This window comes from Acetobacterium bakii, from assembly GCF_001263355.1.
In the GTDB taxonomy this organism is placed as follows: domain Bacteria; phylum Bacillota; class Clostridia; order Eubacteriales; family Eubacteriaceae; genus Acetobacterium; species Acetobacterium bakii.
Map to the genome: position 1 here is coordinate 17,813 of NZ_LGYO01000008.1, position 12,755 is coordinate 30,567.

The following is a 12,755-nucleotide window of genomic DNA, read 5'->3' on the forward strand; positions in this document are numbered from 1 at the left end:
CAAGATGGAAAAAAAAGATTTGGAGCTAATCGACGAAAATGAAATTATTTATCGTGCTCAAAATGGCGATAAGGAAGCAGAGCTGCATCTGCTGCAAAAATACCGAAAAAACGTTCTGGTCAGAACGCGATCCTATTTTTTGGTCGGCGGAGACAACGAAGATCTGATTCAAGAAGGCATGATTGGTTTGTTCAGAGCCATCTGGGATTATCGGGATGATCGAAATGCTCAGTTTTCAACATTTGCCAACCTCTGTATTGAACGGCAGATTCAAACAGCCATCAGTTCTGCAAATCGTCAGAAACATCTCCCGTTGAATAATTCGGTTTCTATTTACTCGTCTATTTCAGAAGAAGAACCAAGTTTGATTATTATTGATCAGCTCATGGATCGAAAAATAGTGGAGCCCGGAGTCAAACTGATCAGGGAAGAAGAACTGCAACAGCTGATTGAAGATGTCCGCAGAGAATTATCAAAATTTGAAAAAAAAGTGTTGTCCTATTACATAAAAGGCGCATCGTATCACGAAATTTCAATGGCTTTAGCCTGCGGCAGCAAGTCAGTGGACAATGCATTGCAACGTATTAAAAAGAAAATCAGAAAACAATTATAAAGAAAAAAAAGAAATTAGTTGACAAAGACGCTAAAGTATCTTATTATACAGAGGCTGAAATTAATAAGCGAGTGGGAGAATGCCCGAGTGGCTAAAGGGGGCGGACTGTAAATCCGTTGACGGCGTCTACGATGGTTCGAATCCATCTTCTCCCACCATTATATTATATTTAAGCCCTCATAGCTCAGCAGGTAGAGCACCACCATGGTAAGGTGGGGGTCTCCGGTTCAAATCCGGATGAGGGCTCCATTTTTATATCATTAATTAATTTAGACATATTATAAAACAATAAAATATATTTTTTTTAAGGAGAGAGCAAATGGCGAAAGCAAAATTTGAAAGAAATAAACCCCATGTTAATGTTGGTACAATTGGTCATGTCGATCATGGCAAAACAACTTTAACAGCTGCAATCACATCTGTTTTACACACACGTTACGGAACAGGTTCGGCAGTAGCCTTTGAAAATATCGATAAGGCCCCTGAAGAAAGAGAACGTGGGATCACCATTTCAACCGCTCATGTTGAATATGAAACACCTGCCCGTCACTACGCACACGTTGACTGCCCGGGTCATGCGGATTATGTTAAGAACATGATCACCGGTGCGGCTCAAATGGATGGTGCGATCTTAGTTGTCAGCGCAGCTGATGGTCCAATGCCACAGACAAGAGAACATATTCTTCTCAGCCGTCAGGTAGGGGTTCCCTACATCATCGTGTTCCTGAACAAAGTGGACATGGTTGACGACGAAGAATTATTGGAACTCGTTGAAATGGAAGTTCGCGAACTGCTTGACGAATATGGCTTTCCTGGTGATGATACACCAATCATTGCCGGATCTGCTTTAAAAGCATTGGAAGATCCAGACGGTCCTTGGGGCGATAAAATTCTGGAACTGATGACAGCTGTTGACGAATGGATCCCGGATCCAGTACGTGATACAGACAAACCGTTCCTGATGCCAATCGAAGATGTTTTCTCAATCACCGGACGTGGAACCGTAGCAACGGGTCGTATCGAACGTGGGATTGTTAAAGTCGGCGAAGAAGTTGAAATTGTCGGGATTCACCCAAACCGCAAAACCATTGTAACCGGCGTCGAAATGTTCCGTAAACTGCTTGATGAAGGCCGTTCCGGAGATAACGTTGGGGCACTGCTGCGTGGTGTTGACCGAACCCAAATCGAACGTGGTCAGGTTTTGGCTAAACCAGGTTCCATTAAACCACATACGCATTACATGTCGGAAGTATACGTACTGACTAAAGAAGAAGGCGGACGACATACACCATTCTTTGACGGTTATCGTCCACAGTTTTACTTTAGAACAACCGATGTAACTGGTGTCATCAAATTACCGGAAGGCGTCGAAATGGTAATGCCAGGGGATAACGTGCAAATGGAAATCTCTCTGATCACACCAATCGCCATTGAAGAAGGCTTGCGTTTCGCTATCCGTGAAGGCGGCCGAACTGTTGGATCCGGAGTAGTTGCTAAAATGCTTGCTGACTAAAAATGAGGCAAATATAGATTTAAAAAAACCGTTCCTTTTGAGGAATGGTTTTTTTTATGGAGAAAATTATCAAAAATAATATTTATGGAAAAAGTGACATGTTTTGTGGTATTATTTAGAGAAATATAAATGAACCAAAAAAGCGATGATAGAATGTTTTGAAAAGATTTCATATTACGAGAAAAAGTAAAGTGATTCTTGAAATTAGAATTGGAAAGAAGAGTTAAATGATTAAACTTTTAGTTGATAGTATGTGTGACTTGCCAAAGGCATATATAAATCACCCGAGTATGGATATGGTTTCGCTTAATGTTATTATTGAAGGAAAAGTTTATCGTGATAAGCGCGAAATTGATCTTGATGGGATGAATAAATTTATGGAACAGGGAATAGTACCTACCACATCACAGGTCAACCCGGGAGATTTTCTTGAATGCTTCGAAGAATATGCGAAAAACAATGTAGAATGTCTTTACTTGGCATTTACCTCAAAACTTTCGGGAAGCTATGAAACGGCACGACTGGTGCTAAAGGAGATTAAGGAAAAATATCCTGACTTTAAATGCAAAATTGTAGACAGCTTACAAAGCGGCGGTGGTCTTGGACTCATTGCTGTAGAACTACTAAAGCTGATTGAAACAGGCAAAGATCTGGATTATCTGGCGGATGCCACAGTGAAGTTGATTCCCCACGCCCATTTTTATTTCAGCATCGAGGATTTGAACTGGCTGTACATGGGTGGCCGTGTTTCTCGAGGAACCGCAGTGGTAGGGGGATTTCTTAAAATTCATCCGATTGTATCTGTTGAGGAAGGCGAACTTAAAATTATTGGCAAGGTCCGAGGGAATAAAAAAGCGCAAAAAACAATTGTGGAAAAAGTTGCTAAAAATATTACCGGCTATCTTGATCAAAATGTAGGCATCGCGTTTACAGGATCAATGAAGCCGGTTGAAGAATATGAAAGTGCATTAAGAGCGATGGGGGTTAAAGACATTGAACCGGTACCCATTGGCTGTGTTCTGGCAGCACATTTAGGGCTGCAGGGAACAGGAATTTATTTTTTAGACATGTCTCCGGAAAAAATATTAAAATAAAGTAAAAAACTTCAAAAAAACCCTTGCTAAAGGGATTCTTTTCTTGTATAATGTGAAAGGTTGACACACTGCGATGAAGTGAGAGGTTGCTGTCACCTTAGACAGGTTAATTCCCATGGAGTATGTCACGATCTTAGAATCGGACGACAATCACGAATAATCATGAAATATTTATTAAATGGCGTTGTTCATTTTTTAAAAAAATTATGATGAAACACCCGGATGGGTTGACAAGTGATTGGAGTACCTAAATTAGTTTGAAAAATTCAAAAAGGAGGTAAAATTTAGGTATGGCAAAACAAAAGATTAGAATCAGATTAAAGGCGTTTGATCATAAAATTTTAGATCAATCAGCTGAACGGATTGTTGAAACAGCAAAGAGAACAGGTGCTACTGTCTCTGGTCCAATACCACTGCCAACTGACAAAGAAATCATTACGATTCTTCGAGCAGTTCATAAGTATAAGGATTCCAGAGAACAATTTGAAATGCGTACACACAAACGATTGATAGACATTTTAAATCCAACACCAAAAACCGTAGACGCATTAATGCGATTGAACTTACCAGCAGGCGTTGATATAGAAATCAAACTATAGACCCCAATGGTATTATGATTGCCAGGCAATCCAATGATATTTAGGAGGAAAGTATGAAAAAAGCAATTATCGGACGAAAAATTGGGATGACCCAGATTTTCACAGAAAATGGAACAGTTATTCCTGTTACCGTTGTACAAGCAGGACCTTGTGTTGTACTTCAAAAGAAAACAATTGAAGTTGACGGCTATGAAGCTCTTCAATTGGCTTTTGGCGAAGTAAAAGAACGTCGTATGACAAAACCTTTAAAAGGTCATTATGACAAACACAGTATTGAATACAAAAAAGTGATCCGCGAATTCAAACTTGATGATTACGCAAGCTATGAAACAGGACAACTAATTCAGGCTGATATGTTTGAAACTGGAGATCGTGTAGATATTTCAGGAACATCAAAGGGTAAGGGATTCCAGGGGGTTATTAAACGACATAACCAATCCAGAGGACCAATGGCCCATGGTTCCAAATATCACAGAAGACCAGGTTCCATGGGAGCATCATCCTCACCTTCAAGAGTATTTAAAGGTAAAAAACTACCAGGTCAAATGGGGAACAAAAACGTATCCGCCATTAATCTTGAAGTTGTGCAAATTGATGCTGAAAACAATGTACTCTTAATCAAGGGTGCTGTACCAGGAATCAGAGGAGCACTGATCACAATTAAAACCAGTGTTAAAGCATAGTAAAATTAAGCCTGAAAGGAGGATTACAAATGCCTAAAATTGATATTTTAGATGTAAAAGGAAATATTGTTGGTGACGTTGAATTAAGCGAAGGAATCTTCGGAATCGAACCCAATGAATATGTAGTACATGAAGTAGTGGTTGCACTGCTTGCAAATAGACGACAGGGAACACGTTCAGCAAAAACACGTTCAGAAGTTCGCGGCGGTGGTCGCAAACCCTGGAAACAAAAGGGAACAGGCCGGGCGCGTGCCGGTACAATCCGATCTCCATTATGGAAGGGTGGCGGTGTGGTTTTCGCACCAAAATCAAGAGATTACAGCAAAAAGGTTAACAAAAAAGTTAAAGCCTTAGCTATGAAATCCGTTTTCTCGGCAAAAGCTCAGGAAAATGAAATTCGAGTTTTAAACCAACTGATTATGGATGTTCCTAAAACAAAGGAAATGATAACTATTCTGGGTAACATCAACGCTGAAAAAGCATTGATTGTACTTCCGGAAAACAATGATAACATTTTCCGTTCCGCAAATAATATTCCCAAGATTGCAACCACAACCGTTAGTGAACTTAATGTGTATGACATGTTAAAATACGACGTGTTGATAATGACTCAGGAAGCACTTGAAAAGATTGAGGAGGTATACGCATAATGAAAAATCCTCGCGATATTATCATGAAGCCAATTATTACCGAACGTAGTATGGCTGATGCAGAAGTAAAAAAATTCACATTTAAAGTGGATAAACGAGCTAATAAAATTGAGATAAAAAATGCTGTTGAAGTCATATTCGGTGTTGAAGTTGAAAAAGTCACCACTATGAATATGAAGGGCAAGCTAAAAAGAACCGGACGTTTCGTTGGTCGAAGATCCGATTGGAAAAAAGCCATTGTTAAGCTAACACCAGGAAGCAAAGGCATCCAATTCTTCGAGGGTGTGTAATCACATAAACGAGACTACAACCCGAGAAGCATACAAAAAAGGAGGTTGCATATAATGGGTATTAGAAAGTATAAACCAACGTCCCCTGGACGTAGAAATATGAGTGTTAATACATTCGAAGAAGTTACCAAACATGAGCCTGAAAAGGCCCTGTTGGAACCAGTTAAAAAGCACGGCGGTCGTAATAATTACGGTCGTATCACCGTTAGACATCAGGGTGGTGGTGCAAAAAGAAAATACAGAATCATTGATTTTAAAAGAAACAAAGACGACATACCGGGAAAAGTTGCCGGTATTGAGTACGATCCCAACAGAAGCTCAAATATTGCTTTGATCCATTATGTAGATGGTGAAAAACGTTATATTATTGCTCCTTTAAAATTAAAGGTTGGCACTTTCATTGTATCTGGTCCTGAATCAGATATTACCATCGGTAACTGTTTGCCACTGAAGAATATTCCCGTTGGTACAACAGTTCACAATATTGAGTTAAAAGCTGGAAAAGGCGCACAAATGGTTCGCTCAGCAGGCGGAAGTGCTCAATTGATGGCTAAAGAAGGAAATTATGCAACCTTACGTTTACCTTCAGGCGAAATGAGAATGGTACGAATTGAATGTCGTGCTACCATTGGCCAGGTTGGAAACTTGGATCATCAACATGTCCGCATCGGTAAAGCCGGTCGTAAGCGACATATGGGCATCCGACCAACAGTTCGTGGTTCTGTAATGAATCCATGTGATCATCCACACGGTGGTGGTGAAGGAAAAGCTCCAATTGGACGTTCCGGACCAGTAACACCTTGGGGTAAACCAGCATTGGGTTACAAAACACGTAAGAAAAACAAACCTTCCGATAAGTACATCGTAAGATCAAGAAATAAGAAATAAACACACAACCAAAAGATAATGAATCGAGAGGAGGTTGAATTATGGGTAGATCATTAAAAAAAGGACCTTTCGTTGATGCGAAATTACTTAAACGAATTGAAGCCATGAATGAAAAGGGCGAAAAGAATGTGCTAAAGACTTGGTCTAGAAGCTCCACACTTTTCCCACAAATGGTAGGACATACCATTGCTGTTCACGATGGCAGAAAACATGTGCCAGTATATGTTACCGAAGATATGGTAGGCCACAAACTCGGAGAGTTTGCGCCAACCAGAACCTTTAGAGGTCATGCTGGAGAAAAGAAATCTAAATTAAGATAGCTAAAAGGAGGTAGACAAATGGAAGCAAGAGCGACAGCCAAATACGTACGTGTTTCATCCAGAAAAGCTAAATTAGTGGCTGATTTAATTCGCGGTAAAAGCATGGGCGAAGCATTAAGCATTTTAGCATTAACTCCTAACAAGGCAGCTAAAATTATTGACAAAGTTGTTAAATCTGCTTTGGCAAATGCTGAAAATAATCATGATATGAATCCTGAGAACTTATATGTCGATCAGATATTTGCAAACCAGGGTCCAACATTAAAAAGATTTAGAGCGGGTGCACAGGGACGTGCAACAGTTATTCGAAAAAGATCGTCTCACATTACAGCCGTATTAAAAGAAAAAGAGTAAAGGAGGGCATATAATTTGGGTCAAAAAGTCAATCCTCATGGATTAAGAGTTGGCGTCATTAAGGACTGGAACGCAAAATGGTTCGCTAGTGATAAGGATTTTGCAGATTGTTTAATAGAAGATCACGATATTCGAAAATATATTAAAGTAAATCAGTACCAGGCAGGCATTTCCAAGATTGTCATCGAACGTTTTGGTAGTAAGGTAAAGATTCATATCTATACCGCAAAACCAGGAATGATTATCGGACGAGGTGGTGCAGGTATTGATGCATTACGTCTTGAACTTGAAAAAATGACCAAGAAAACTGTGTTCATCAATATCGTTGAAGTAAAAAATGTTGATACTGACGCACAGCTTATTGCAGAAAATATTGCAGCACAATTAGAACGACGGATTTCTTTCCGACGTGCCATGAAACAAACAATGCAACGTACCATGCGTTCTGGTGCCAAAGGTATCAAAACAGCAGTTGCAGGTCGATTGAATGGTGCTGAAATGGCAAGAAATGAACATTATTCCCAAGGCAATGTGCCACTACAAACCCTTCGTGCTGATATCAGCTACGGCTTTGCCGAAGCAGATACCACCTATGGTAAATTAGGGGTCAAAGTTTGGGTTAATAAAGGTGAAATTTTGACTGGACGTGAAGATGTTCTTGCTATTGCAGCCGAAGACGATGCTAAAGCTAAAAAGCAAACTCATCGAAAAGCTCCTACCAAAAGGACAGAAAACTAAGAGAGGAGGATAACGCATATGTTAATGCCTAAGCGTGTAAAACGTAGAAAACAACATAGAGGTCGAATGAAGGGAAAAGCACTTCGTGGTAACAAAATTACTTACGGAGATTATGCTATACAAGCCCTTGAGCCAGCATGGATCACTGCTAACCAAATTGAAGCAGCCCGTGTTGCAATGACCAGATATATTAAAAGGGGTGGTAAGGTTTGGATCAAAATCTTTCCAGACAAACCTGTTACACAAAAACCAGCAGAAACTCGTATGGGTTCCGGTAAAGGATCGCCAGAGTTTTGGGTTGCAGTGGTAAAACCAGGTAGAGTTATGTTTGAGATTGCAGGAATTCCTGAGGATATAGCCCGGGAAGCCATGCGTCTTGCCCAGCATAAACTGCCGATAAAAACGAAATTTATCACTCGTAAAGATCAGGAAGAACTAGAAGTGGGTGATCAAGCATGAAACCAAGTGAATTAAGAGAATTAACGACTTTAGAATTAGAAACAAAATTGGGAGACCTGAAGGAAGAATTATTCAACCTCAGATTTCAACATGCCACCGGCCAGTTGGAAAACCCGATGCGTATTAAAGAAGTAAAGAAGACTTATGCACGGATTAAGACAATTATGCAAGAACGTGAAATGCAGTCTGCTGAAGCATAGTAAACCAATAGATAAGGAGGTTTAGCTTATGGAAGAAAGAAATTACAGAAAAACTCGATCCGGTAAGGTTGTTAGCGATAAAATGGATAAAACCATTGTTGTTGCTGTTGAATCCTTTGTCAAACATCCGTTATACCAAAAGCGAGTGAAAAAGACTGTAAAGTTTAAAGCCCATGACGAACAAAATGCATGTAATATCGGGGATACCGTTAAAATAATGGAAACACGACCCCTCAGCAAAGATAAACGCTGGAGATTAATAGAAATCTTAGAGAAAGCACTATAAGCAAGTGCGCAAAAGGAGGTATTTCGGATGATTCAACAAGAAACAAGACTAAAAGTAGCTGATAATACCGGTGCAAAGGAATTATTGTGCATCCGAGTTCTTGGTGGTTCCGGTCGTCGATATGCAAATATCGGAGATATTATCGTGTGCGCCGTTAAAAGTGCTGCACCCGGTGGCGATGTTAAAAAAGGCGACGTTGTTAAAGCCGTTGTCGTTCGCACAAAAAGCGGAATTCGAAGAAATGATGGAAGTTACATAAAATTTGATCAAAATGCAGCGGTTCTTATAAAGGATGATAAAAACCCAAAAGGTACACGAATTTTTGGACCTGTCGCAAGAGAGCTAAGGGACAAAAAATACATGAAAATCGTATCTTTAGCTCCTGAAGTACTTTAGTTAGGAGGAAATGATAATGCATATTAAAAAAGACGATATGGTAATGGTTATTTCCGGTAAGGACAAAGGAAAAAAAGGAAAAGTAATTCAATCTTATCCTAAAGAAGCCAAAGTCCTTGTGGAAAATGTAAATATGGTCACAAAACACCAAAAACCAACACAGCAAATGCAACAGGGTGGCATAACAAAACAAGAAGGCAAGTTAGAAGCTTCCAATGTTTTAATGTACTGCGCTAAATGTGATAAAGGTGTTAGAACTGGTCATAAATTTTTAAGTGATGGAAAAAAAGTTAGATACTGCAAAAAATGTAACGAAACATTTAGCAATTAATTTCGGGAAGGAGGACCAATATGCCCAGATTAAAAGATAAATACCTTACTGAAGTCGTTCCAGCTATGATGGAAAAATTTCAATATAAAAATATCATGGAAGTTCCTAAACTAGAAAAAGTAGTACTCAACATGGGTTTAGGAGATTGCAAAGAAAACTCTAAAGCTTTAGAAGCAGCTGTTATTGACCTCGGTATTATTGCCGGTCAAAGACCAGTGATTACTAAGGCAAAGAAATCAGTTGCCAACTTTAAAGTCCGAGAAGGCATGAACATTGGAGCGAAAGTAACTTTAAGAAGTGTTCGGATGTATGAATTTACTGATAAGTTATTCAACGTTGCCCTTCCGCGAGTGCGTGACTTCAGAGGTCTGTCTAATAAATCATTTGATGGCCGTGGCAATTATGCCTTTGGGATCAAAGAACAACTCATTTTCCCTGAAATTGACTACGATAAAGTAGAACAAGTCAGAGGAATGGACATTATGTTTGTCACAACGGCAAAAACAGATGAAGAAGCTCACGAACTGTTAAGACTGCTTGGCATTCCATTCAGTAGAGCGTAAGGAGGACTATACATTGGCAAAAAAATCAATGAAAGTTAAACAACAGAGACCACAAAAATATTCAACTCAGGAATACACCAGATGTCGAATATGTGGACGACCACATTCTGTTTTAAAAAAATTCGGGGTTTGTCGTATTTGTTTCAGAGAATTAGCATATAAAGGGGAAATCCCTGGCGTTAGAAAAGCAAGCTGGTAAAAGCGAGCTAGCAAGAAAAAAGGAGGTACTGAGTATGGTAATGACTGATCCCATTGCGGATATGTTAACACGCATCAGAAATGCAAATAATGCTGGTCATAAAGCTGTTGAGATGCCTGCTTCAAAAGAAAAGAAAGCAATCGCTCAAATTCTTTTAGAAGAAGGATATATTAATAAAGTAGATTACATCAGCGATGAAAAACAGGGAATGATTAAAATCACCTTGAAATACGGAGAAAACAAAAGCCGCGTCGTTGCAGGTATAAAACGAATATCAAAACCTGGTCTTCGCGTTTATGCAGGAAAAGAAGAAGTGCCAAAGGTCTTAAACGGTCTGGGCATTGCAATTGTTTCCACATCTAAAGGCGTAATGACTGATAAAAAAGCAAGAAAAGCCGGCGTTGGCGGCGAAGTGATATGTTACGTTTGGTAACAATTCAAGACAGGAGGTAGAAAAATGTCAAGAATAGGGAAAGCACCTGTTGTGATCCTCCAGGGCGTAGACGTTAAAAAAGACGGTCAAACCCTAACTGTTAAAGGTCCATTGGGACAACTAGTCAGAAAGTTTCATAATGATATCATCATCGATGTCCAGGAAACCGAAGTTGTTGTCACTCGACCATCTGAAAGCAAGCTGCATAAATCACTACATGGTTTAACACGTGCTTTAATTCAGAATATGGTTACTGGCGTAAATACAGGCTTTGAAAAAAGATTGGAAATCAGTGGCGTAGGTTACAGAGCAGAGAAAAAAGGAAATAAATTGGTTATGAACCTTGGCTTTTCCCATCTCGTAGAGATGGAAGATCCAGAAGGCATCGAAACCATTCCAGAAACAAATACCAAAGTACTTGTTAAGGGAATCAGCAAGGAAGCAGTTGGAGCTCATGCTGCCAATATCCGTGCGAAGCGTCCACCAGAACCTTATAAAGGTCATGGCGTACGTTATTCTGATGAAGTCGTCAGACGTAAAGAAGGAAAAACAGGAAAATAAACCTGTTTAACCCGATAAAGATAACGAAGGGAGTGAAATTCGATGATCAAAAAACCAATTAAGAATAAATTACGTATTGAACGTCATTTTAGAGTTAGAAATAAAATTTCCGGTACTGAAATGAAACCGCGTTTAAACGTATTTAGAAGTAATAAAAATATTTACGCTCAGATTATTGATGATACTAAGGGTATCACATTGGTTTCAGCTTCTTCCATTGATGCAGATCTTAAAGGTCAGGTAACAAACGGAGGAGACAAAGCAGCTGCGAAAGCCGTTGGTCAGTTAGTTGCGAAAAAAGCCCTTGAAAAGGGGATTGAAGCCGTTGTTTTCGATAGAGGCGGTTATGTATATCATGGTAGAGTAAAAGAATTGGCTGACGGCGCTCGAGAAGCCGGCCTGAAATTCTAAGTAAAGGAGGTCATTTGATGCAAAACAAAAAAATCGATCCAAGTACATTAGATTTGAAGGAAAAAGTTGTCTCTATTAACCGGGTAACAAAGGTTGTAAAGGGCGGTCGTAACTTCAGATTCAGCTGTCTTGTGATTGTTGGAGACGAAAATGGACATGTTGGCGTTGGTAAAGGAAAAGCAATGGAAATTCCAGATGCAATTCGTAAAGGTATTGACGCAGCAAAGAAAGCATTAATTAAAGTGCCAATGGTTGGAACAACAATACCACATTTAATTAACGGAGAATCCGGTGCAGGTCATGTATTATTAAAACCTGCAGGAAAAGGTACTGGTGTTATCGCCGGTGGTCCTGTTCGTGCCGTATTAGAATTAGCAGGTATTAGAGATATTCGTACTAAATCTTTGGGATCAAACAATGCCCGTAATATGGTCAATGCTACAATGGCAGGCCTTGCTGGATTAACAACGCTTGAAGAGGTTGCAGCTAAACGTGGTAAAAAACCTGAAGAAATCTTAGGTTAGGAGGAATCATTATGGCTAAGAAACTAGAAATTACATTGAAAAAAAGCCTCATTGGCCGCAATCAAAAACAACGTGCCACCATCGAAGCTTTGGGTCTTAAGAAAATAGGTCAGACTATTACACATAATGATACTCCACAAATTCGTGGCATGATACATCGAACAGATTTCATGCTCGTAGTTAAAGAAGTATAGGAGGTGTCAATATGAAGTTACATACTTTAAGTCCAGCACCAGGTTCTAAAAAGACACCAAAACGTAAGGGACGTGGTACTGGTTCAGGCCTTGGTAAAACAGCAGGTCGTGGACAAGATGGCCAAAAAGCCCGTTCTGGCGGTGGAGTTAGACCTGGTTTTGAAGGAGGGCAAATGCCCTTGGCAAGACGTCTGCCAAAACGCGGATTTTCAAATGCTCGTTTTAAGAAAACATTTTCCATCGTAAACGTCGGAGAATTAAATGTATTTGATGCAAACACAGTGATTACACCTGAATTATTACTTGAATATGGTTTCATCCGTAAATTAAGAGATGGATTAAAAATACTCGGTAATGGGGAAGTAGAGAAAGCTTTTACTGTTAAAGCTCATAAAATCAGCAAATCAGCTGAGGAGAAAATTCTCGCTGGAGGAGGAAAGGTAGAGGTGATCTAGT

General features: G+C 39.6%; 24 protein-coding genes and 2 tRNA genes. All 26 read left to right on the plus strand.

Features of this window, described 5'->3' with window-relative positions; all coding sequences use genetic code 11:
• Positions 1–4: 4 nt before the first annotated feature.
• The 26 genes from sigH to rplO all read left to right on the plus strand — a co-directional run bounded on the left by sigH (position 5) and on the right by rplO (position 12,754).
• Positions 5–613 (plus strand): RNA polymerase sporulation sigma factor SigH, encoded by a 609-nt coding sequence (sigH, locus tag AKG39_RS03440; protein WP_083439398.1) that lies wholly within the window; start codon positions 5–7, stop codon positions 611–613.
• A 73-nt stretch (positions 614–686) separates the two neighbouring features.
• Positions 687–771 (plus strand) — tRNA-Tyr (locus AKG39_RS03445).
• A 15-nt stretch (positions 772–786) separates the two neighbouring features.
• Positions 787–862 (plus strand) — tRNA-Thr (locus AKG39_RS03450).
• A 70-nt stretch (positions 863–932) separates the two neighbouring features.
• The gene (gene tuf / locus AKG39_RS03455; RefSeq protein ID WP_050738965.1) at positions 933–2,126 is read left to right on the plus strand and encodes an elongation factor Tu; all 1,194 of its coding nucleotides are present in this window, start codon (positions 933–935) and stop codon (positions 2,124–2,126) included.
• Between the two features lie 227 nt (positions 2,127–2,353).
• The gene (locus AKG39_RS03460; protein ID WP_083439399.1) at positions 2,354–3,220 is read left to right on the plus strand and encodes a DegV family protein; all 867 of its coding nucleotides are present in this window, start codon (positions 2,354–2,356) and stop codon (positions 3,218–3,220) included.
• 290 nt (positions 3,221–3,510) lie between these two features.
• Positions 3,511–3,819, plus strand: coding sequence for a 30S ribosomal protein S10 (rpsJ, locus tag AKG39_RS03465; protein ID WP_050738966.1), 309 nt, complete (start codon positions 3,511–3,513; stop codon positions 3,817–3,819).
• Between the two features lie 53 nt (positions 3,820–3,872).
• Positions 3,873–4,502, plus strand: a complete 630-nt coding sequence (gene rplC, locus AKG39_RS03470) for a 50S ribosomal protein L3 (protein ID WP_050738967.1) — start codon at positions 3,873–3,875, stop codon at positions 4,500–4,502.
• A 29-nt stretch (positions 4,503–4,531) separates the two neighbouring features.
• On the plus strand, positions 4,532–5,152 hold the full coding sequence (gene rplD / locus AKG39_RS03475) for a 50S ribosomal protein L4 (protein ID WP_050738968.1): 621 nt from the start codon (positions 4,532–4,534) through the stop codon (positions 5,150–5,152).
• Positions 5,152–5,442, plus strand: coding sequence for a 50S ribosomal protein L23 (gene rplW, locus AKG39_RS03480; RefSeq protein ID WP_050738969.1), 291 nt, complete (start codon positions 5,152–5,154; stop codon positions 5,440–5,442). Before rplD ends, rplW begins: the two co-directional genes overlap by 1 nt.
• 54 nt (positions 5,443–5,496) lie before the next feature.
• Positions 5,497–6,330, plus strand: coding sequence for a 50S ribosomal protein L2 (gene rplB / locus AKG39_RS03485; RefSeq protein ID WP_050738970.1), 834 nt, complete (start codon positions 5,497–5,499; stop codon positions 6,328–6,330).
• A gap of 41 nt (positions 6,331–6,371) precedes the next feature.
• On the plus strand, positions 6,372–6,650 hold the full coding sequence (gene rpsS / locus AKG39_RS03490) for a 30S ribosomal protein S19 (protein WP_050738971.1): 279 nt from the start codon (positions 6,372–6,374) through the stop codon (positions 6,648–6,650).
• Between the two features lie 18 nt (positions 6,651–6,668).
• Entirely contained in the window at positions 6,669–7,004 is a 336-nt protein-coding gene (gene rplV / locus AKG39_RS03495) for a 50S ribosomal protein L22 (RefSeq protein ID WP_050738972.1), read from the plus strand.
• A gap of 15 nt (positions 7,005–7,019) precedes the next feature.
• Positions 7,020–7,742: a 30S ribosomal protein S3 gene (gene rpsC, locus AKG39_RS03500; RefSeq protein ID WP_050738973.1), complete on the plus strand. Its 723-nt coding sequence runs from the start codon at positions 7,020–7,022 to the stop codon at positions 7,740–7,742.
• An 18-nt stretch (positions 7,743–7,760) separates the two neighbouring features.
• Entirely contained in the window at positions 7,761–8,201 is a 441-nt protein-coding gene (rplP, locus tag AKG39_RS03505) for a 50S ribosomal protein L16 (protein WP_050738974.1), read from the plus strand.
• The gene (rpmC, locus tag AKG39_RS03510) at positions 8,198–8,401 is read left to right on the plus strand and encodes a 50S ribosomal protein L29 (RefSeq protein ID WP_050738975.1); all 204 of its coding nucleotides are present in this window, start codon (positions 8,198–8,200) and stop codon (positions 8,399–8,401) included. The genes rplP and rpmC overlap by 4 nt, the downstream gene beginning before the upstream one ends.
• 28 nt (positions 8,402–8,429) lie before the next feature.
• Positions 8,430–8,687 (plus strand): 30S ribosomal protein S17, encoded by a 258-nt coding sequence (rpsQ, locus tag AKG39_RS03515; RefSeq protein WP_050738976.1) that lies wholly within the window; start codon positions 8,430–8,432, stop codon positions 8,685–8,687.
• A gap of 27 nt (positions 8,688–8,714) precedes the next feature.
• Positions 8,715–9,083 carry a 50S ribosomal protein L14 gene (rplN, locus tag AKG39_RS03520; RefSeq protein ID WP_050738977.1) on the plus strand — a complete coding sequence of 123 codons (369 nt, stop codon included), beginning with the start codon at positions 8,715–8,717 and terminating at the stop codon, positions 9,081–9,083.
• 10 nt (positions 9,084–9,093) lie between these two features.
• Entirely contained in the window at positions 9,094–9,414 is a 321-nt protein-coding gene (rplX, locus tag AKG39_RS03525; RefSeq protein ID WP_115028238.1) for a 50S ribosomal protein L24, read from the plus strand.
• A 20-nt stretch (positions 9,415–9,434) separates the two neighbouring features.
• Positions 9,435–9,977 (plus strand): 50S ribosomal protein L5, encoded by a 543-nt coding sequence (gene rplE, locus AKG39_RS03530; protein ID WP_050738979.1) that lies wholly within the window; start codon positions 9,435–9,437, stop codon positions 9,975–9,977.
• A 13-nt stretch (positions 9,978–9,990) separates the two neighbouring features.
• The gene (locus AKG39_RS03535) at positions 9,991–10,176 is read left to right on the plus strand and encodes a type Z 30S ribosomal protein S14 (protein WP_050738980.1); all 186 of its coding nucleotides are present in this window, start codon (positions 9,991–9,993) and stop codon (positions 10,174–10,176) included.
• Between the two features lie 34 nt (positions 10,177–10,210).
• A complete protein-coding gene (gene rpsH / locus AKG39_RS03540) occupies positions 10,211–10,609 on the plus strand; it encodes a 30S ribosomal protein S8 (protein ID WP_050738981.1) in 399 nt (132 codons plus the stop codon).
• Positions 10,610–10,633: 24 nt separating this feature from the next.
• The gene (gene rplF / locus AKG39_RS03545) at positions 10,634–11,170 is read left to right on the plus strand and encodes a 50S ribosomal protein L6 (RefSeq protein WP_050738982.1); all 537 of its coding nucleotides are present in this window, start codon (positions 10,634–10,636) and stop codon (positions 11,168–11,170) included.
• 42 nt (positions 11,171–11,212) lie between these two features.
• Positions 11,213–11,581 (plus strand): 50S ribosomal protein L18, encoded by a 369-nt coding sequence (gene rplR, locus AKG39_RS03550; RefSeq protein WP_050738983.1) that lies wholly within the window; start codon positions 11,213–11,215, stop codon positions 11,579–11,581.
• A 17-nt stretch (positions 11,582–11,598) separates the two neighbouring features.
• Positions 11,599–12,105 carry a 30S ribosomal protein S5 gene (gene rpsE / locus AKG39_RS03555; RefSeq protein WP_050738984.1) on the plus strand — a complete coding sequence of 169 codons (507 nt, stop codon included), beginning with the start codon at positions 11,599–11,601 and terminating at the stop codon, positions 12,103–12,105.
• An 11-nt stretch (positions 12,106–12,116) separates the two neighbouring features.
• The gene (gene rpmD / locus AKG39_RS03560; RefSeq protein WP_050738985.1) at positions 12,117–12,299 is read left to right on the plus strand and encodes a 50S ribosomal protein L30; all 183 of its coding nucleotides are present in this window, start codon (positions 12,117–12,119) and stop codon (positions 12,297–12,299) included.
• An 11-nt stretch (positions 12,300–12,310) separates the two neighbouring features.
• Positions 12,311–12,754, plus strand: a complete 444-nt coding sequence (gene rplO, locus AKG39_RS03565; RefSeq protein ID WP_050738986.1) for a 50S ribosomal protein L15 — start codon at positions 12,311–12,313, stop codon at positions 12,752–12,754.
• Position 12,755 lies beyond the last annotated feature (1 nt).